19 protein-coding genes, 1 tRNA gene and 1 pseudogene are annotated in these 19,550 nt (G+C 64.9%); 4 read left to right on the top strand and 17 right to left on the bottom strand.

Going from position 1 to position 19,550, the window contains the following annotated elements; all coding sequences use genetic code 11:
• Positions 1 to 2: 2 nt before the first annotated feature.
• From HU230_RS15440 to HU230_RS15470, 7 genes and pseudogenes are all read right to left on the bottom strand, one after another.
• Positions 3 to 80 (bottom strand) — tRNA-Pro (locus HU230_RS15440).
• A gap of 98 nt (positions 81 to 178) precedes the next feature.
• Positions 179 to 772, bottom strand: coding sequence for a MerR family transcriptional regulator (locus HU230_RS15445; RefSeq protein ID WP_176530942.1), 594 nt, complete (start codon positions 770 to 772; stop codon positions 179 to 181).
• 122 nt (positions 773 to 894) lie between these two features.
• Positions 895 to 1,230 (bottom strand): integration host factor subunit alpha, encoded by a 336-nt coding sequence (locus HU230_RS15450; protein ID WP_176530941.1) that lies wholly within the window; start codon positions 1,228 to 1,230, stop codon positions 895 to 897.
• A gap of 130 nt (positions 1,231 to 1,360) precedes the next feature.
• Positions 1,361 to 2,338 (bottom strand): beta-ketoacyl-ACP synthase III, encoded by a 978-nt coding sequence (locus HU230_RS15455; RefSeq protein WP_176530940.1) that lies wholly within the window; start codon positions 2,336 to 2,338, stop codon positions 1,361 to 1,363.
• Positions 2,335 to 3,396 (bottom strand): phosphate acyltransferase PlsX, encoded by a 1,062-nt coding sequence (gene plsX, locus HU230_RS15460; RefSeq protein ID WP_092114721.1) that lies wholly within the window; start codon positions 3,394 to 3,396, stop codon positions 2,335 to 2,337. The genes HU230_RS15455 and plsX overlap by 4 nt, the downstream gene beginning before the upstream one ends.
• 325 nt (positions 3,397 to 3,721) lie before the next feature.
• Complete coding sequence (locus HU230_RS15465) at positions 3,722 to 4,309, bottom strand: YceD family protein (protein WP_176530939.1); 588 nt, start codon at positions 4,307 to 4,309, stop codon at positions 3,722 to 3,724.
• A pseudogene (locus tag HU230_RS15470) lies at positions 4,306 to 4,855 on the bottom strand (ubiquinol-cytochrome C chaperone family protein). The gene HU230_RS15465 and the pseudogene HU230_RS15470 overlap by 4 nt, the downstream one beginning before the upstream one ends.
• A 190-nt stretch (positions 4,856 to 5,045) precedes the next feature.
• On the opposite strand from HU230_RS15470, the gene HU230_RS15475 reads away from it, so the two are divergent.
• Both HU230_RS15475 and HU230_RS15480 read left to right on the top strand, forming a co-directional pair.
• Complete coding sequence (locus tag HU230_RS15475) at positions 5,046 to 5,471, top strand: outer membrane protein assembly factor BamE (protein WP_224924451.1); 426 nt, start codon at positions 5,046 to 5,048, stop codon at positions 5,469 to 5,471.
• A gap of 152 nt (positions 5,472 to 5,623) precedes the next feature.
• A complete protein-coding gene (locus HU230_RS15480) occupies positions 5,624 to 6,631 on the top strand; it encodes a Bug family tripartite tricarboxylate transporter substrate binding protein (RefSeq protein WP_176530937.1) in 1,008 nt (335 codons plus the stop codon).
• A gap of 42 nt (positions 6,632 to 6,673) precedes the next feature.
• On the opposite strand, the gene HU230_RS15485 is transcribed toward HU230_RS15480, so the two are convergent.
• From HU230_RS15485 to glyA, 9 genes are all read right to left on the bottom strand, one after another.
• A complete protein-coding gene (locus HU230_RS15485; protein ID WP_176530936.1) occupies positions 6,674 to 6,829 on the bottom strand; it encodes a hypothetical protein in 156 nt (51 codons plus the stop codon).
• Positions 6,830 to 6,980: 151 nt separating this feature from the next.
• The gene (locus HU230_RS15490; protein ID WP_176530935.1) at positions 6,981 to 9,101 is read right to left on the bottom strand and encodes a sodium-translocating pyrophosphatase; all 2,121 of its coding nucleotides are present in this window, start codon (positions 9,099 to 9,101) and stop codon (positions 6,981 to 6,983) included.
• Between the two features lie 223 nt (positions 9,102 to 9,324).
• Positions 9,325 to 10,326, bottom strand: coding sequence for a thiamine-phosphate kinase (thiL, locus tag HU230_RS15495; RefSeq protein ID WP_176530934.1), 1,002 nt, complete (start codon positions 10,324 to 10,326; stop codon positions 9,325 to 9,327).
• Positions 10,327 to 10,464: 138 nt separating this feature from the next.
• The gene (gene nusB / locus HU230_RS15500) at positions 10,465 to 10,959 is read right to left on the bottom strand and encodes a transcription antitermination factor NusB (RefSeq protein WP_092114726.1); all 495 of its coding nucleotides are present in this window, start codon (positions 10,957 to 10,959) and stop codon (positions 10,465 to 10,467) included.
• Positions 10,960 to 10,961: 2 nt separating this feature from the next.
• Positions 10,962 to 11,453, bottom strand: a complete 492-nt coding sequence (ribH, locus tag HU230_RS15505) for a 6,7-dimethyl-8-ribityllumazine synthase (RefSeq protein WP_092114727.1) — start codon at positions 11,451 to 11,453, stop codon at positions 10,962 to 10,964.
• 207 nt (positions 11,454 to 11,660) lie between these two features.
• A complete protein-coding gene (locus HU230_RS15510) occupies positions 11,661 to 12,269 on the bottom strand; it encodes a riboflavin synthase (RefSeq protein ID WP_176530933.1) in 609 nt (202 codons plus the stop codon).
• On the bottom strand, positions 12,269 to 13,429 hold the full coding sequence (gene ribD / locus HU230_RS15515) for a bifunctional diaminohydroxyphosphoribosylaminopyrimidine deaminase/5-amino-6-(5-phosphoribosylamino)uracil reductase RibD (RefSeq protein ID WP_176530932.1): 1,161 nt from the start codon (positions 13,427 to 13,429) through the stop codon (positions 12,269 to 12,271). Before ribD ends, HU230_RS15510 begins: the two co-directional genes overlap by 1 nt.
• Positions 13,426 to 13,908 (bottom strand): transcriptional regulator NrdR, encoded by a 483-nt coding sequence (gene nrdR, locus HU230_RS15520; protein WP_176530931.1) that lies wholly within the window; start codon positions 13,906 to 13,908, stop codon positions 13,426 to 13,428. Before nrdR ends, ribD begins: the two co-directional genes overlap by 4 nt.
• A 26-nt stretch (positions 13,909 to 13,934) precedes the next feature.
• Complete coding sequence (gene glyA / locus HU230_RS15525) at positions 13,935 to 15,248, bottom strand: serine hydroxymethyltransferase (RefSeq protein WP_176530930.1); 1,314 nt, start codon at positions 15,246 to 15,248, stop codon at positions 13,935 to 13,937.
• Between the two features lie 608 nt (positions 15,249 to 15,856).
• Here glyA and HU230_RS15530 point away from each other — a divergent pair.
• Complete coding sequence (locus HU230_RS15530; protein WP_176530929.1) at positions 15,857 to 18,136, top strand: TonB-dependent siderophore receptor; 2,280 nt, start codon at positions 15,857 to 15,859, stop codon at positions 18,134 to 18,136.
• A gap of 255 nt (positions 18,137 to 18,391) precedes the next feature.
• Here HU230_RS15530 and HU230_RS15535 read toward each other — a convergent pair whose 3' ends face one another.
• Complete coding sequence (locus HU230_RS15535; RefSeq protein WP_176530928.1) at positions 18,392 to 18,673, bottom strand: hypothetical protein; 282 nt, start codon at positions 18,671 to 18,673, stop codon at positions 18,392 to 18,394.
• A gap of 455 nt (positions 18,674 to 19,128) precedes the next feature.
• On the opposite strand from HU230_RS15535, the gene HU230_RS15540 reads away from it, so the two are divergent.
• Positions 19,129 to 19,503: a DUF2946 family protein gene (locus HU230_RS15540; RefSeq protein ID WP_176530927.1), complete on the top strand. Its 375-nt coding sequence runs from the start codon at positions 19,129 to 19,131 to the stop codon at positions 19,501 to 19,503.
• Positions 19,504 to 19,550: the final 47 nt, after the last annotated feature.

Here is a 19,550-nt window from a genome sequence, read left to right on the forward strand (position 1 = left end):
AATGGTCGGAGCGAGAGGATTTGAACCTCCGACCCCTAGTCTCCCAGACTAGTGCGCTAACCGGGCTGCGCCACGCTCCGATGCCGTTCCATTAGCTGCGATCCTGCGTTCGCGCAAGGCGGAGCAGGCCCTTTAAGCGCTGCAATCCGGGCCCGGTTCCCATGGCGGCTTCCCTGGCTCAGCCGTCCTTCATCGCCGCATCGATCAGCTGCCGGCAGGCGACCAGCTCCTGCAGCACGCGTTCGAGCCGCTCCCGATCGACTGGTGGAACGGTCGGGCGCACCAGCGGCGCAGCCGACGCCTTGCCCGGGTGGGCGTGCGCCTTGTAGGTCGACAGGATCGGATCCACGTCGGGATCGACGAATCGGTAGTCGATTCCCCCCTCGTCGCCGTCGCCCTCCTCGCCGTCGAAATCGAGGCCGTCATTGCTCTCGAGATCGTCGGGCTCGGCCATGCTGTTGCCAACCGCCTCCTCGACCGCGCCGAACGAGACGGCGGCGGTCTGGTCGGCGATGCCCTGCACCGACTTGATGCCGTGCTCTTTCAGGATCCGCTGCACGCCGCGGATGGTGTAGCCCTCGCCGTAGAGCAGCCGGCGGATACCTTTGAGCAGGTCGACGTCGTCGGGGCGATAATAGCGGCGTCCGCCACTGCGCTTCATCGGCTTGATCTGCGCGAAGCGCGTTTCCCAGAATCTCAGCACATGTTGGGGAATATCGAGCTCATCTGCGACTTCGCTGATGGTACGGAACGCATCCGGCGCCTTGTCCAAATGCCCGCTCCTCTGGCTTCAATGCCTGGAGCCCTTTCCGTTCCGATCGAAACGGGCTCCGGATTCTGGTTTTGGCGCATCTTCTTCACGCGAACCGGGTATCCACTTCGCTTGAAAACGCGCTAGTCGGCCTTGTTGCCGTCGCCATTGGTGACGGCATGGCCATTGATCCGCTGCTTCAGGATCGCCGACGGCTTGAACACCATCACCCGCCGCGGCGAGATCGGCACCTCGGTGCCGGTCTTTGGATTGCGCCCGATACGCTGGCCCTTCTTGCGCACCATGAAGGAGCCGAATGAGGACAGCTTCACCGTCTCGCCCTTTTCCAGGCAATCGGTGATCTCCTTCAGCACCAACTCGACAAACGCCGACGATTCCGTGCGCGACAGACCTACCTTTTGGTAGACCGCCTCACACAAATCGACGCGCGTCACTGTTTTTCCGGTTCCCGTGGTCATCGCCTGCCCCGCACTCTCGGCGAACAATTTCTTGACTGAAATTAAAAGCTTAGCGCGCAATGGTCAACAGCGACCAGCATCCGGGCGCTGGAAAGATGCCGGCAACCTGCCGATACTCTTTGGCGATGCGCTACCAGCGCACGAGCGCCGAACCCCAGGTGAAACCGCCGCCCATCGCCTCGAACAGCACCAGATCGCCCTTCTTGACGCGTCCGTCCCTCACGGCAACCGATAGCGCGAGCGGGATCGAGGCCGCCGAGGTGTTGCCGTGCTTGTCGACTGTCAAGACCACCTTCTGCGGCGCAATATGCAGCTTGTGGGCCGAGGCATCGATGATTCGCTTGTTGGCCTGATGCGGAATGAACCAGGTGATGTCGTCGGCGGTGAAGCCAGTGGCGTTGAACGCATCGACGATCACATCGGTGATCATGCCGACGGCGTGCTTGAATACCTCGCGGCCCTCCATCCGGAGATGGCCGACCGTCTTGGTCGAGCCGGGACCGCCATCGACGAACAGCTTCGACTTGTGGCGTCCGTCCGAGCGCAGATGCGTCGTCAGCACGCCTGGATCGTCGGTCGTGCCGGAATGATGCTGCGCTTCCAGCACCACCGCGCCGGCGCCATCGCCGAACAGCACGCAAGTACCGCGGTCGTTCCAGTCGAGGATGCGCGAGAAGGTTTCGGCGCCGATCACCAAGGCCCGCTTGTGGGCCCCGGCGCGCAGGAAATTGTCCGCGGTGGTCAGCGCAAAGACGAAGCCGGAGCACACCGCCTGCAGATCAAACGCGACGCCGTGGTTGATGCCGAGCCCGTGCTGGACTGCGACCGCGGTCGCCGGAAACGTGTTGTCGGGGGTCGAGGTCGCCAGCACGATCAGGTCGATCGACTGGGGGTCGATCTTGGCATCGGCGAGCGCGGCGCGCGCGGCATTGATGGCGAGATGCGAGGTGAACTCGTCATCGGCGGCGATGTGCCGCTCGCTGATGCCGGTGCGCTGCACGATCCAGTCATCGGACGTGTCGATTCGGCTCGCCAGTTCGGCATTAGTCAAAACCCGCTCCGGCAGATATGAGCCGCAGCCGAGCACTACCGAACGTATCGCAGTCACGAGACAGCCTCCTGCGCGGTCTGCGCCTTTACCAGGGCGCCGCCATCGCGGTTGAGCATCTGATTGATCTTGGTGAGGAGATCGTAGTGCGCCATCTCATAGCCAACATCCACCGCATAGGCAAAGCCTTCCGCGTTGATGCCACCATGGCTCTTGACCACCACGCCGTTCAGGCCGAGCAGCAGGCCGCCATTCGACTTGTTGGGATCGAGCTTGTCGCGCAGCTTCTGGAACGCGCCGCGGGCAAACAGATAGCCGATCCGCGCCAGCCAGCTCGACGACATCGCCTCGCGCAATAGCGTGAACATCTGGCGCGCGGTGCCCTCGGCGGCCTTGAGCGCGATATTGCCGCTGAAGCCTTCCGAGACGATCACGTCGGCGAGCCCCTTGCCGATCGCATCGCCCTCGACAAAGCCGATATAGTTGAACTGGGGTGCGTTCATCGCGCGCAGCATCTCGGCGGCCTCGCGGATTTCCCCGTGACCCTTGATCTCCTCGGACCCGATATTGAGCAGGCCGACGGTCGGCCGTTCGAGGTTGAACAGCACGCTCGCCATGGCGCTGCCCATCACCGCGAGCGTCGCCAGATGGCGGGCGTCGCCGCCGATCGAGGCTCCGAGATCGAGCACCACTGAATCGCCTCGCAGCGTCGGCCACGCCGCAGCGAGCGCCGGGCGGTCGACGCCCGGCAACGTCCGCAGATTGATGCTGCCCATCGCCATCAGCGCGCCCGAGTTGCCGGCGGAGACCGCAACGTCGGCCTCGCCGTGCTTCACCGCATCGATCGCCAGCCACATCGACGACGCCCTGCGGGTCCGCCGCAGCGCCTGGCTCGGCTTCTCGTCATTCTTCACCGCGACGTCGGTATGGATCACCTTCGATACCGCCTTCAGCGCCGGATGTTTCGCAAGCTCCGGCTCGATCTGGGCCCGGTCTCCGACCAGCAGGAATTCGCTGTCGGGATGACGGCTCAACGAGATCGCGGCGCCGGGAATGACCACCGATGCGCCGACATCGCCCCCCATGGCGTCAAGCGCGATTCGAACCTTATGAGGCATGCACGTCCCGGAAGCCTGCTCTCCCACAGCCCTTCAGATGAAGACCGCGAGCTTGAAGTCACCGCCGTCAACGGCGCGCGGCGAAACGCCGGGCCGCGACAATAGCGTGTCCGCGGTCCGACACAACCTCTTGACCACAAACAAGCGAGGCGCCGAACCGTCACGCAACACATCAAGACATACCAGAAATACATGATATTTCAAACTATTATGACACTTACTTGAAGTAATCGGAAATCCCCCTCGCGCAGGCCTGCAGGCAAGCCATCCCCTCAAATGTTGGAGCAAACTGCCCTCAAATTCCGTCAGCTTCCCTCAACTCCCCTCAACTTCCCTTGGGCTTCTTGCCGTCAGCCTTTTCCTTCAGCGCCTTGAGCGCGGCGAAGGGATGATTTTCCGGATCAGGCGCTTCAACCTGTTGTTCAAAGACGGCATCCGCCTTGCGCGGATAGGGGTCGATGCCGAGAAACAGCGCATCGGTGGCGAGCCGGCCGATGTCGATGAAGCCACCGACGATCGGCTCCGGCGGATCCGGCGTCTCCTCATCACCCTGCTCGGCGTCGTCGACGAGGTCGGCCATCTCCGGGATCTGCTCGGGCGGCGCGAACAACACGTCGATCGGCTCGTCGATCTCGTTCTCGATCGGATCCAGCGTCACCACGCAGGTCTGCCCGACCCTGGCCCAAACCCGGCCGGTGACGTGGCAGCTGCCGTCGCGCTTGGGCTGCAGATCGAACGCCGCCCGCGCGGAGACCACCTCGCGCAACTCGCCGACCTCGGCGATCGCCTTGCGCGTCGCCTCGTCGGCCATGATCTCGCGATGCAGGCCGGTATCAGGAATCTGAGCAACATTGACCAGCACGCGCCAAGGGTCCCGCACGGCTTCGGGCCGTCCTGTGCTGCCGCCGCTCATGCCGTGGTCCTCGCAGCTTGCGGCGCCGGGAAGCGCCATGCCCCTGGGTCAGCGTCGCGAGGTCCGCGCGCGCCAACACCGCCATCGCCCCTCTGGCATAGACGGCCAGTTCGCGGGCCTTGTCGATGTTGTGACCATTGAGGATGTTCTTGCAGAGCGACTGGGCCAGGGCCTCGTCGCTGTCGGTCAGCGCCAGATCATAGGCCGCGGTGCGGCCGTAGAAGGCCTCGCCGAACGCCTGCATCCGCTTCGGCACCGTGAGGTCGCCGACGCCCATTTCCCTGAGATTGTCATCCATGTCGATGCAGAAATGATCGAACAGGGCCTGCGACAGCCCGGCGCCGCCTTCCGCGGATTTCAATCGCCGCAGTACCAGCCACAGATGCATCAGAAGCAGGTCAAAACGGCCATTAACCGTGTCCGGAACGCCCAAGTCACGGTAAAACAACGGTTCTCGCGCCTGCGTCACGATCATGCCATAGATGGTCTCAATGGTGCTGCGCGCGGGCACCCGGGTCTTCTGAAGTGATTGAACGGCCAAAGCATAGCGGGTTCCGGCTGCCGGCCCCCAAAGGACGCCTGTTGAGGGTTCGCCCATTGGAGCTCGGCATGATTGCAATCCATTGAGCTGCCCGGTACGTCAATGCTCCGGCCGATGCAAGGGGACGGAACAGTTCCGCCGATGAACCACACTCTTCCAAGACAGTCTCGCACGGCTTCCGCGCGCGGGTTCTTCATGCGTTTCCGCGCCATCGCGGTCGTTGGTCTGTTCTGCGCCGCCGCGCTCGGCGGCTGCGCCGGCGAGCAATTCCAGAAGGGCTACATCCTGCCCGACGGAGCGCTCGAGCAGATTCCGATCGGAGCGAGCCAGGATCAGGTGCTGATCGTGCTCGGCACCCCCTCGACGGTCGCAACGCTGGACGGCGAGGTGTTCTATTACATCTCGCAGCGGACCTCGCGGCCGGTTGCCTTCATGAACCAGCGCGTGGTCGACCAGCGCGTCATCGCGGTCTATTTCGACAAGAACCGCCAGGTGCGCCGGCTCGCCAATTACGGCCTGAAGGACGGCAAGATCTTCGACTTTGTCAGCCGGACCACGCCGACGTCGGGCCAGGAAATGTCCTACCTGACACCGCTCTTCAAGCTGCTGAGCTTCAACTAGAGCATGATCCGGAAAAGTGCGAAGCGGTTTTCCGAAAAGATCATGCTCAAAAAATAAGGCCTGAAGGACTGCGCCAGTTTGTCGCTTGCCCCACGGGCAAGCGGTCCCCTACGCTTGCTCGCAAACAAGAAGCCTGAGCAGGGGGTAGGCGCGTGAGTGCCAAGAGATTTTCCCGTCGTACGCTATTGTCGAGCACGGCCGCATTGTCGGCGGCGGCGATCCTGCCGCGTGCCAGTCTCGGTGCCGGCGACTGGCGACCGTCCGAGACGGTCCGGATCATCGTGCCGGCGGCGGCCGGTGGCTCGACCGACGTGATGGGGCGGCTGCTGGCGGCACATTTGCAGCCGCTCTGGGGCCAGTCGGTCGTGGTGGAGAATCGCTCCGGCGCCGGCGGCACCATCGGCACCGCGGAGGTCGCGCGCAGCAAGGGCGACGGCCACACCATCCTGATCGGCAATCCCGGCCCCAACGCGATCGCCTTCAGCATCTTCAGGAACCTGACGTACAAGGCCGACCAGCTGCAGGCGGTCTCCAACATGATCCGGATCCCGAACATCGTCTCGGCGCATCCGTCGACCGGCATCAAATCGATCCCCGAATTGATCGCCTATCTGAAGAAGAACCCCGACAAGCTCACCTACGGCTCGTCCGGCACCGGGCAGAGCCCTCACCTCACCGGCGCCTGGTTCCTGCAACTCACCGGGCTGAAGATGACGCATGTGCCGTTCCGCGGCGCCGGCCCCGCGCTGCAGGCCGGGCTCGCCGGCGACATCCAGATCCTGTTCGACAATCTCTATCCGTCGCTGCCACAGGTGCAGGACGGCAAGCTGAACGGGCTCTGCGTCACCACGGCCGAGCGCAGCGAGTCCGCGCCCAATCTGCCGGTGATGCGCGAGGGCGCGCCGGAGCTCGCCAGGTTCGACGTCGCCTCATGGTTCGGCGTGTTCCTGCCGAAGATGGCACCGGCGCCCGTGGTCGACGAGCTGAACCGCCAAATCAAGGCGATGCTGGAGCGCGATGACGTCAGGAAGAACATCAGTGGCATGGGCGCCCGCGCCGACTACGGCACACCGCAGCAATTCTCCGACTTCGTCGAAGCCGAGACGAAGAAATTCGCCGCCATCATCGAGAAGGAAGGACTCCAGATGGAGGTCAAGTAGCGGCCGTTGTCGCGGTCTTTCCGGAGCACGGTGCGGCCAACGCTACGAGGACTTGTTGATCTTCTTGATCTTCGCGTCGGTTGCTTCCATCGACATCGCCAGTTCCAGGATCGCCTGCGACAGCAGCTCGACGGCCTCCTTCTGATCCTGCGACTTGGAGGCGCGGAGCGCATAGTTCCGTGCGGATGAGAGCGACATCGATTGATCTCCGTGTTGTTCGCGTCTGGTTGTCGGCGGATCTCGTTGGCGGAAAGCCGAACAATTCCGCAGTACACCGAACCAAGTCCCTGCAAAACAAAAACCCCGCGGCTTGCACCGCGGGGTTTTGCATTCAGTCTTGTCGTACCGCTTAGTGCGCCAAGATCGCCAGCAGCAGCAGCGCCACGATGTTGGTGATCTTGATCATCGGGTTGACCGCCGGGCCCGCCGTATCCTTGTAGGGATCGCCGACGGTGTCGCCGGTCACCGCGGACTTGTGGGCGTCGGAGCCCTTGCCGCCGTAGTGGCCGTCCTCGATGTACTTCTTGGCATTGTCCCAGGCGCCGCCGCCCGAGGTCATCGAGATCGCGACGAACAGGCCGGTGACGATGACGCCGAGCAGCATGGCGCCGACCGCGGAGAACGCCGCCGACTTGCCGGCCGCGCCGCCGCCCGCGATCGCATAGATCACGAAGTAGACGAAGATCGGCGACAGCACCGGCAGCAGCGACGGGATGATCATCTCCTTGATCGCTGCCTTGGTCAGCAGGTCGACCGCCTTGCCGTAGTCCGGCTTGTCGGTGCCCTGCATGATGCCGGGCTTCTCGCGGAACTGACGGCGCACCTCTTCAACGATCGCGCTGGCGGCGCGTCCGACCGCCGTCATACCCATCGCGCCGAACAGATACGGCAGCAGGCCGCCGAACAGCAGGCCGACCACGACGTAGGGGTTGTTGAGCGAGAAGTCGGGATTGACCCCCTTGAAGTAGAGGTGGTTGGCGGAGTCCGCGATGAAGAATTTGAGGTCCTCATTATAGGCCGCAAACAGCACCAGCGCACCGAGACCGGCGGAGCCAATCGCGTAGCCCTTGGTCACCGCCTTGGTGGTGTTGCCGACTGCGTCGAGCGCGTCGGTCGACTTGCGCACCTCCTTAGGCAGACCCGCCATCTCGGCGATGCCGCCGGCGTTGTCGGTGACCGGGCCGAAGGCGTCGAGCGCGACGATCATGCCGGCCAGCGCCAGCATGGTGGCGGTCGCGATCGCGATGCCGAACAGGCCGGCCAGGCTGTAGGTGACCAGGATGCCGGCGATGATGACGAGCGCGGGCAGCGCGGTCGCCTCCATCGAGATCGCCAGGCCCTGGATCACGTTGGTGCCGTGACCGGTGACGGACGCCGCCGCAATCGACTTCACCGGACGATAGTCGGTGCCGGTGTAGTACTCGGTGATCCAGATGATCAGGCCGGTGACGACGAGGCCCACCACGCCGCATTCGAACAGCGCCATGCCGGTGTAGTCGACGCCATCGAGCTTGCCGAAGCCGATCAGCCAGTTGATCACGGCCGCGACGCCGACCAGCGACAGGATGCCGGTGGCGATCAGGCCCTTGTACAGGGCACCCATGATCGACTGGCTGGCGCCGAGCTTGACGAAGAAGGTGCCGATGATCGAGGTGATGATGCAGATGCCGCCGATTGCGAGCGGAAGCGTCATCATGCTCACCAGGATCGGCGTCTTGGCGAAGAAGATCGCCGCGAGCACCATGGTGGCGACCGCGGTCACCGCATAGGTCTCGAACAGATCCGCCGCCATGCCGGCGCAGTCGCCGACATTGTCGCCGACGTTGTCGGCGATGGTGGCTGGGTTGCGCGGATCGTCCTCCGGGATGCCAGCCTCGACCTTGCCGACGAGGTCGCCGCCGACGTCTGCACCCTTGGTGAAGATGCCGCCGCCGAGACGGGCAAAGATCGAGATCAGCGAGGCGCCGAAGCCGAGCGCCACCATGGCGTCGACCACGGTGCGGCTGCCGGCTTCCAGCCCCATGAACTTGACCAGCACCATGAAGTAGATGGTGACGCCGAGCAGCGCGAGACCGGCAACCAGCATGCCCGTGATCGCACCCGCCTTGAAGGCGAGTTCGAGGCCGCCGGCCAGCGAGGTGGTCGCCGCCTGCGCGGTGCGGACGTTGGCGCGCACCGAGACGTTCATGCCGATGAAGCCGGCTGCCCCCGACAGGATGGCGCCGATCGCAAAGCCGATCGCCACCAGAAGGCCAAGGAAGTAGGCCAGCACCACGAAGATCACAATACCGACCATGCCGATCGTGGTGTATTGCCGCCGCAGATAGGCTTGTGCGCCCTCGCGCACCGCGCCCGCGATTTCCTGCATGCGGGCATTGCCCGCATCCGCGTTCAAGACCGACTGCGTCGCCCAGATCGCGTAGACGATGGAAAGCGCCCCGCAGAGCACAATCAACCATAAAGCTGTCATTGAATGTTGCCTCAGATCCTTGATGTAACCCCCGCGCCTTCTTTGTGCCGCTAGGGGGCGGCAGGCGCTTATTTTGCGAGGACAATCCTCCCCAAAAACGGATTGCCTCAAATCGGGCGCGACCTTGCCAAAATCGTTACCGCTGTGCAACGCCACCTACGGCCGAAAACGCCGATATCGGCAGCAATTTAGAAGGAAAGTCGGCGCGTTTCGGCCGGACGTTCTAGAAATGGCTGTAGGACAGCCGCTTCAGCGCCAGTTCCCTGCCCTGTCCGTCGAGAAAGCTTGGCGGTGACAAGCCCGCAATGAGACCGCCGATGGCGGTGACCGCGACCTTGGCCTGCCGTGCCTCGCGCACAAAGGCGTCCGCTCGATCGCCCGGGACCGCGCACAAGAGCTCGTAGTCATCGCCGCCAGCCACCAAGGTCTCGATACCGATCGCCTTGCGCGCGAGCAGCCGCGCGGTCGCAGGCGACAATGGGATGCTCGGCACATTGATCACGGCTGTCACGCCGCTGGCCGCGCAAAGCTTGGCCAGATCGCCGGCGAGACCGTCGGACACGTCCATCGCCGCGCTAGCGTAGTTGCGGACGGCCTTGGCAAGGGCGTTGCGCGGCTGCGGAACTCGGTAGCGCGCGGCAAGAAAATCCCGGCCGGCGGCATCGCCCGCCAGCGCCGCCGCGACCGGGCCGCCCCGGAGCACATCGAGGCCGAGCGCGGCATCCCCGATCGTGCCCGTCACGAACATGCGGTCGCCAGCCTTTGCGCCTGCGCGGTGCACCATCTTGCCCTGAGGCAGCCGCCCGAACGCGGTAATCGAGATCATCAGCGGCCCCGGCGTCGAGACCGTGTCGCCGCCGAGCAGCGGGCAGCCGTAATCGCCGGCATCCTCGCCGAGCGCCTGGGCGAACGGCTTTAGCCAGGCCTCCTCGGCGTGGCGCAGCGCCAGCGTCAGCACGAAGCCGGCCGGCACAGCTCCCTTGGCCGCGATATCGGAGAGGTTCACCCGCAGCGCCTTGCGCGCCAGCGTGTCGGGCGGATCATCGGCAAGGAAATGCACGCCCTCGACGATGGCATCCGTGGTGACCACGATGTCCTCGCCGGCCGCCCTCAGCGCGGCGGCGTCATCGTCGAGCCCGAACGCGCCCGGGTCGGTCGCAAGCGGCCTGAAATAGCGCGCGATCAGGGCGTCTTCGCCGGATGGACCGTCCTGACGCTCTGCCATATCGCGCGCCTTCCCCTCCGCTGTCATCGCCCGGCTTGACCGGGCGATCCAGTACACCGCGCAAGCTGTTGTTGCCAATCACCGCCGCGGCGTACTGGATCACCCGCATGCGCGGGCGATGACGGCGGAATACGTGGTTCAACCCCGCACAAACTCGTCGCCGCGGAACTGGCGCGCGATCTGGTCGAGCACCGCGTTGACCATGCCGGTCTCGTCCTTCTCGACAAAGGCGTGCGCGACGTCGACATATTCGGAAACCACGACGCGGCCCGGCACGTCCCGGCGATGCTCGAGTTCGTAGGACCCTGCCCGCAGCACCGCGCGCAGGATTGCGTCGATCCGCTTCAGCGGCCAACCCTTCGACAGCGCCTCGTCGATCAGGGGATCGAGCTTGGCCTGGTCGCGCACCACGCCGGAGACGACGTCGCGGAAGAACGCGGCTTCCGCCGGCAAGTATTTCTCGCCCTCGACCTCGTTGCCGAGCCAGTGGCTCTCGAACTCGGCGAAGATGTCGTTGATGCCAGCGCCGCCAATGTCCATCTGGTACAGCGCCTGCACGGCGGCGAGCCGTGCCGCGCCGCGCCGGTTGGCTTTCCTGTCAGGGGCTTTCGCAGGCTTCTTATTGTCAGCCATGGTCAGGCCTTTGCCAGGCGGCGTTTGATCCGCAGCATCGCGATCGCCGCGCGTGCGGCGTCGCCGCCCTTGTTCAGCTCGCTGGCGCGCGCCCGCGCCCAGGCCTGCGCCTCGGTGTTGACGGTGAGGATGCCGTTGCCGAGCGGGAATTTCCGGCTCACGGCCAGATCCATCAATCCGCGCGAGGACTCCTGTGAGACGATCTCGAAATGGATGGTGTCGCCGCGCACCACGCAGCCGAGCGCGATCGCCGCGTCATAGGGCTTGCCGTTTGCCGCCGCGGCGTCGATCGCGATCGCGATCGCGGCCGGAATCTCCAGGGCGCCCGGCACCGTAATCACGTCGTGGCTGGCACCGGCCGTCTTCAGCTCGGCGAGCGCGCCTTCCAGCAGCGCATCCTGGATGTCGTCATAAAACCGGGCTTCGACGATCAGCACGCGTGCGCCGGTGATGTCGGTCTGGTCCTTGAGGGGTGCGCGCCGCGCGTCAGCCATTGCAATACCAATCGGAACTTGGGGAGGAGTTGTGCTGCGTTTTAGGCGCAGCAGGCGGTAAAGCCAAGGGCAATACTGGCCCGGATGTCACCGCGATCAGCCTGATTTTTCAGGTCGGCTTAGCCCGCAATGCATAGGCCATCCGGCTGGAAGCCGCCCGAGGCGAACAGGCAGATAAGGATGTCTGTCTCGGCCGCAATGCCGAGGCTATTTCATCTCCGACAGCCGCGCGGCATAGCGGGCCATCAGATCGACCTCGATATTGACCTCGCTGCCGGCCTTCCAGCCGCTCAGGGTCGTGACGGACAGCGTGTGCGGGATGATCAGCACCGAAAAAGTGACGTCGTCGACCGTATTCACGGTCAGCGACACACCGTCCAGCGTGATGGATCCCTTCGCCGCAATGAAACGCGCGAGTTCGCGGCTGGTTCGCAGCTCGAAACGCGCCATGTCGGGCAGATCATCGCGCTTGACGATGGTGGCGATCCCGTCGGCATGCCCGGCCACGATGTGACCGCCGAGCTCGTCGCCGATCTTGAGCGCGCGCTCGAGGTTGAGCCGGCCACCCTGCGCCCAGTGCTTGGCGGTGGTCATGCCGAGCGTCTCGGCCGCGGCATCGACATCGAACCAGGTCTTGCCGTCAGCCGTGCCGGAGGCGACCACGGTGAGACAGACGCCGTTGCAGGCGATCGAGGCGCCGTCGGCGATCGTGGTCTGGTCGTAGTCGCAGGCAATCCGCATACGGTGCAGTTGCCCCTGCGCCACTGGCTTCAGGCTGATGATCTCACCGATATCGGTGACAATTCCGGTAAACATTACGCACGCTCGTAGATCATGAGACTGTCGTTATCGAGGGTTTCGCTAGCACGAAGGCGGAAGGCGGGCGACTGCGTGATTGCGGCCAGCGGCAATGCGTCCAGCGCGGGAACGCCATCGGCACCGATCGGTTCAGGTCCGCGCAACAGCCAGATTTCATCGACAAGGCCGGCCGCCACGAAAGAATTTGCCACGCGTGCGCCGCCCTCAACCATCAGCCGTGTGACGCCCTTCTCCGCCAGCGCATGCAACACCGCCGGCAGATCGAGCCCCGGCTGCGCGCTGGACGCAACGCGGATCACCTCTGCCCCGGCAGCACCGAGCTTCATCGCGGCCGGCGCCTCGGCCAGATCCGATGTCATCACCCAGAGCGGCGTCTCGCGCGCCGAATGCACCAGGCGGCTGTCGCCGGAGATCCGCAGTGCGCGATCGAGCACCACCCGCACCGGCGAGCGCGCCGCCATGCCGGGCAACCGGCAGGTCAGGAGCGGATCGTCGGCCTTCACCGTGCCGATCCCGACCAGGATCGCATCGCTCTGCGCGCGCAACAGATGCACGCGCCTCTGCGCAGCCTCGCCGGTAATCGCTACCGGCTTGTGGCCACCCGCTGCAATCTTGTCGTCGGCGGACACCGCGAGCTTGAGGATCACGTGCGGGCGCTTGTCCGTGATACGGCGAAAATGCCCGGCATGGTCGTGCGCGGCCTCGGCCGCGCACAGTCCGACATCAACCGCGATTCCCGCAGCGCGCAGCTTGGCGTGGCCCTTGCCACCGACGTCCGGATTGGGGTCCTCGATCGCCGAGACCACGCGGGCGAGCCCGGCCGCGACGACGGCATCCGCACAGGGCGGCGAGCGGCCGAAATGCGAGCAGGGTTCGAGCGTGACATAGAGCGTGGCGCCGCGCGCCGCGTCACCCGCGCGCCTCAATGCCTCGACCTCGGCATGCGGGCGGCCGCCGGGCTGGGTCCAGCCGCGGCCGACAATCACGCCATCCTTGACAATGACGGCGCCGACCGCCGGATTGGGCCAAGTGCGCCCGAGCCCGCGTCGGCCGAGCGCGAGCGCAAGCTGCATGAAGCGCAGATCGGCGGCCTTTGCCGTTTCCTTTGCCTCTTTGGCTTTCTGCCCGAGCTGCTCTTCCAGAATGCGGAAGATCATTTTCGCAACGTCGCGATCCGCGGGTCGTCTTCGCCGGTCAGCTCGTCGAGCACGGCTTCAAAGTCCTTGGCCTCGCGGAAATTACGATAGACCGAGGCGAAGCGCACATAGGCGACGTCGTCGAGCTGGCGCAGATGCTCCATCACGATCTCGCCGATCGCCTCCGAGGAGACCTCCGCCTCTCCGCCGCTTTCGAGCTCGCGCACGATGGTGGACACCATCTTCTCCACCCGCTCTGATTCCACCGGGCGTTTGCGCAGCGAGATCTGCAGCGAGCGCACCAGCTTGTCGCGGTCGAACGGCACGCGGCGGCCATTGCGCTTGATCACGGTCAGCTCGCGCAGCTGCACCCGCTCGAAGGTCGTGAAGCGGAAGTTGCAGGCCATGCAGACGCGCCGCCTGCGGATAACCGCGGAGTCCTCGGTCGGACGCGAGTCCTTGACCTGCGTATCGAGAGAATTGCAGCTCGGGCAGCGCATCCGACGAGACCTTTACGAGCGAACGGCTACTGGTAGATCGGGAAGCGATCGGTCAGCGCCTTGACGCGTTCCTTGATCGCGGCCTCGACCAGCGGCGCCTTGCCGTCCGGCGACTGCGCCAGCGCGTTCAGCACTTCCGCGATCATGCCGCCGACCTGCTTGAACTCGGCGACGCCGAAGCCGCGGGTGGTCGCAGCCGGCGTACCGAGACGCAGGCCCGAGGTGACGAACGGCTTCTCGGGATCGAACGGGATGCCGTTCTTGTTGCAGGTGATCGCAGCGCGCACCAGCGCCTTCTCGGAGATGTTGCCCTTCAGGCCCTTCGGCCTGAGGTCGACCAGCATCAGATGGTTGTCGGTGCCGCCGGACACGATGTCGAGGCCGTGGCCGCGCAGCGTCTCCGCCAGCGCCTTGGCGTTCTCGACCACGTTCTTGGCGTAGACCTTGAAGTCCGGCCGCAGCGCTTCGGCGAACGCGACCGCCTTCGCCGCGATGACGTGCATCAGCGGGCCGCCCTGCAGGCCGGGGAAGATCGCCGAGTTCAGCTTCTTGGCGAGCGTCTCGTCATTGGTGAGGATCAGGCCGCCGCGCGGACCGCGCAGCGACTTGTGCGTCGTCGTGGTCGTGACGTGCGCATGCGGCACCGGCGAGGCATGCACACCGCCGGCGACGAGGCCCGCGAAATGCGCCATGTCGACCAGGAGATACGCGCCAACCGAGTCTGCGATCTCGCGGAAGCGCTTGAAGTCCCAGGCGCGCGAATAGGCCGAGCCGCCGGCGATGATCAGCTTCGGCTTGACCTGCTCGGCCTGCTTCTGGACTTCGTCCATGTCGATGATCTGGTCCTCGCGGCGCACGGTGTAATGCGCGGCCTTGAACCACTTGCCGGACATGTTGACCGGCGAGCCGTGGGTGAGATGGCCGCCGGCGGCGAGGTCGAGACCCATGAAGGTGTCGCCGGGCTGCAGCAGCGCCAGAAACACCGCCTGGTTCATCTGGCTGCCGGAGTTCGGCTGGACGTTGGCGAAGCCGGCGCCGAACAGCTTCTTGGCGCGCTCGATCGCCAGGTTCTCGGCGACGTCGACCCATTCGCAACCGCCGTAGTAGCGCGCGCCCGGGTAACCTTCCGCGTATTTGTTGGTCATCACCGAGCCCTGCGCCTCCAGCACCGCGCGGCTGACGATGTTCTCGGAGGCGATCAGCTCGATCTCATGGCGCTGCCGGCCGAGCTCGCCCTTGATCGCGGCAGCGATCTCGGGATCGGCCTCGGCAAGGGTTGCCGTGAAGAAGGAATCGGGCGCGGAAGCGGACGTTGCAGCGGTCTTGGAGGATGAGGTCATCGGCGAAATATCTCCACCGCCGCAAGCCTTTACACGGGATGCGGACGGTCACGAGTGGCGGTCGAAGCTGGTTTCAGAGGGTTATCACATCACCCCAAAATGGCCAAGCGGTTGCGGTCCGCGGCGGTCAATTATGCCAGATATGGTGGGGATGCCGGGGATTGCCAGCCGGAGGAGCCGGCCCCTCGCCGCACCGGTTCCGGGCCTCCCGCAGGCCATAGCTGCCGGCGCCCGCGGGGGGCGGACGGGACGCCCCTTCCCGATCGCGCGGCCAGCCGGGGCTGACGCCTCAAGGCGAGCCGCGCCCTCTCGAGCTTCGCCAGAGCGCCCCCCCAATCACCCGACGTCCGTCTCTCTCGATCATCACGCGCGCGATCATGACGCTCGGGTCACGAGATGATTTTGAATCGTTCGATTTTTGAATCGTTCAACACTGGATCGATTCAAGCCTCTCACGCGATGCGTGCAATTGTGCGTCGTATTCCGTTGTCTCTCAGTCACACACACCGGCTTTGCGCACAGCTTCGATAGCTTCTAACGGCGCGCGGGCTGTTCGCGAAAATCACCGTGATAACGACGCCGAAGACAATTCTCTTTGGGGGCGTTGAATGACGGACGGATGGATTCGGCCGCAGCGGTTTGCTGTTCCGGCTCTGGTGGTGCTTTCGGTTGCTGGTGCGGACGAGGTCTTCGCGCAGACGCAATTGCCGTCAGTGACGGTCGATGCGCCGTCGCACCGGCAAGCGGCGCGATCGCAGCAGCCGTCGCAGCGGACCACGCGCGCACGCAGCGCCTCGCGCCGCGCAACGGTCGCGCCGGCAGGAGCGCAGCCACAGGCAGCACAGCAGGCTGCAGGCGCCGGCGGCGGACATGGGCGCGCAAACGGCCCGGTCACCGGCTACCTGGCGCGGCAGAGCGCCAGCGGCACCAAGACCAGCACGCCGATCGTCCGGACGCCGCAATCGGTGACGGTCATCAGCGCCGAGCAGATCCGCGACCAGAAGATCGTCAGCAAGTTCGACGAAGTGCTGCGCTACACGCCGGGCGTCATCGGCGGCACCTATGGCGCGGATTTCCGCAACGACTGGTTCATGATCCGCGGCTTCCCCGCGCAGAACGAGTCGCTGTTCCTCGACGGCCTGCAGCTGTTCTACACCTCCTATGCGAGCTGGAAGCTGCAGCCCTTCAATCTCGAGCGCGTCGAGGTGCTGCGCGGTCCGTCCGGCATCCTGTATGGCGGCTCGGCGCCGGGCGGCCTCGTAAACGCGGTGAGCAAGCTGCCGCAGGCGGAGCCCATTCGCTACATCGAAACCGGCGTCAATAATTTCGGCAACGCCTATACCCAGTTCGACATCGGCGGCGCGGCGGCGCAGCCCGGCGGCGGCCAGGTGCAGTACCGCCTGGTCGGCCAGGCCCAGGGCGGCGGCACCCAGACCGACTATGTCTACGACAACAATTTCTTCTTCGCCCCGTCAGTGACCTGGCGGCCCGATGCCGACACCAGCCTCACCGTGTTCGGCATGGCCTCGCACAGCAACACCCGCGCGCTCAACTTCCTGCCCTATGTCGGCACCGTCACCAACGCGCCGTTCGGCCGGATTCCGACCAGCCTGTTCGCCGGCGATCCCAGCGTCGACCAGTTCCGCCGCGACCAGGAGATGGTCGGCTATCAGTTCCAGAAGAGCGTGACTGATAACGTCGACTTGCGCCAGAACGCGCGCATGGCGCATGTCGACGTCTATTACGCCGGGCTCTACGGGCTCGGCTACGCGACGACGCCGGCGGCCGCCGACATCACCCGCGGCAATTTCTACACCCGCGGCATCGCCACGCAGCTCAACCTCGACAATCAGCTCGAATATCGCTTCTCAACCGGCGCGCTGCAGCACACCGCGCTGGTCGGCGTCGATCTGAAATATTACGGCATCGACGACCGGCAGGGTTTTGGCATGGGCACGAATCTCAACGTGTTCAATCCAGTCTACGGCAACAACCTGCCGTATGGCGGCCCGCTGTATCAGAACGCCTATCTCACCCAGGGCATGGCCGGACTCTATCTGCAGGACCAGGTCAAGCTCGACCGCCTCACGGTCGTGCTGTCGGGACGCCAGGACTGGGTCGATCTCACCAACAACAACCGGATCGGCGCCGATCAGAGCCGCGACGACAGCAAGTTCTCCGGCCGGGTCGGCGCGATCTACAATTTCGACAGCGGCGTCGCGCCCTACGTCTCCTACATGACCGGCTACAATCCGGTCATCGGCACCAACGCCGCCGGCCAGTTGCTGCTGCCAGAGACCTCCGAGCAGACCGAGGTCGGCGTCAAGTACGAGCCGGTCGGCCTCAACGCGCGGTTCGGCGTCGCGCTGTTCGACCTCAAGCGCAAGAACGCGCTGACAACAGATCCGAACAATACGCTCTTCCAGACCCAGAATGGCGAGGTCACCTCGCGCGGCGTCGAGCTCGAGGCGGTGGCGAACATCACGCGGGATTTCAAGCTGGTGGCGAGCTACACCAACTACGAGCTGTTCGTCAGCAAGGACCTCAATCCCGCGCTGATCGGCACCGTGCCGACCAACACCCCGCGGCAGTTCGCTTCGGTCTGGACCGACTACACCTTCCGCGACGGCCCGCTGAGCGGCTTCGGCTTCGGCGGCGGCGTGCGCTATGTCGGCGCGTCCTTTGCCGACACCGCCAACACCGCGCGCGTCCCGGGGGTCGTGCTCGGCGACCTCGCTTTGCATTACGAATGGGACAACAACTGGCGCGCGGCGCTCAATGTGGTGAACGTCACCGACAAGATCTACGTCGCGAGTTGCGCCACCATCAATTCCTGTTATTACGGCGATCGCCGGCGCATCACGGCAAGCCTCGCCTACAAATGGTGAGCCTGCCGCGAAACATTCCGTTCACAAATCCATCGTCGAGACAGAGAGGCGGCGTTCAGCCGCCTCTCCATTTTTTTGACGCCGTCAGGGTGGTGTCAGCATGTCGCGCTAGGTTCGAACAGCGGCATCACTTGCCGCGCCCAGACTGGCCCGCTCCGAATTGCGAGCCCCGGAGCGGGCCTTTTAGCTGGCGAAGATTTCCCGTGGCAACCCAAGGGCATCCGAGCCCGTCGCACCGGCCGCCGCGGGGCGACGTCAGAATGCACTCCTGAACTGCGCGACATAGTCGGGGCTGCCATAGACCCACATGGGCTCGTCGCATTGTCGTGAGCCTGTGTCGTTCATGCAGGCCGAACTCCACGGCGGAGCCGCGATCTGACGACCGACGATCCCGTATCCTTGCAGTCCGTTGCCGATTGTCGGTCCTGTGCCGACATGCGTTCGATCGCTGCCTTTGCCGGTTCGCGCATGAGCAAAGGCCTGAGTCGCAAGAGATGGCGCCAGCATGAGCGCCGCCAGAAGGTAGATCATCTTCATCGTTCAGCCGCCTTGATAGCGCCTCGCGCGGGCGAGGCATGTGTACGTTGCTGAAAGGAAGACCGAGATCGGAGCCCGGATATTTCCCCATCACACAAATGTTGGCGGTGTTGCTACAGGGCTCGACGAGGCGGGCATCGCGCCGCAGAACCAAGGCGCTATCGCCGCAGGTCGGATTCTCACGCTGACTCCCGCAGCCACAGGCGATACGCTGGCGACCGGGACGCCCGACAGCACGACATTGAGGACAAGCGCACAGGCCGCAATGAATGCGGCCAGCCCTCCTGAAAACAAATCGGCTCATCAGACTGATCCCGCCTCAGGCCGTACCGCAGCGCGTATGCACGCCGTTGCCGACGCACAACACACTCCATTAAATCGTCAACCCTCCTCCCTCCATTGTCACTTGGCTCGACGGCAGCCCTCCCTTGCGATAGATTGTCGCAGGTGGACCGATGCGCCGACAGCTGAAGAGATTTCTACCTCTAGTTCTGGTTGCCCTGCTGGTGCAGATCTTTGCACCGATCGGCGCTTGCTGGGCGGCGACTCTTGCGGCCGCAGATCCGCTTGCAGGCGCGGTCATGTGCCACGGCGGCGCGGTACAAGCGACCGACCAGGACGATCAGATCGGTCACCGCGCGCACGAAGGCTGCTGCGCCGCCTGCAGCGTGCTGCAGACCGGCGCACCGATCACTTCGCCGCAGACATCAGCCGCGATCGCGGTCGATCGCGTGACGAGCCAGGTCACCTGGCAGGATTTCGCGCCGCGCCTCTCCGGTCCAAGAGCCGCTTCCGAGGCCCAGGCGCGCGCTCCGCCGTTTCTGTCGTAAAGCCGCGCGGCCACCGGCCGCTGAGACCTTTACACATCAACGCCCGC

Origin of the sequence: Bradyrhizobium quebecense, assembly GCF_013373795.3 — a bacterium.
Lineage (GTDB): Bacteria > Pseudomonadota > Alphaproteobacteria > Rhizobiales > Xanthobacteraceae > Bradyrhizobium > Bradyrhizobium quebecense.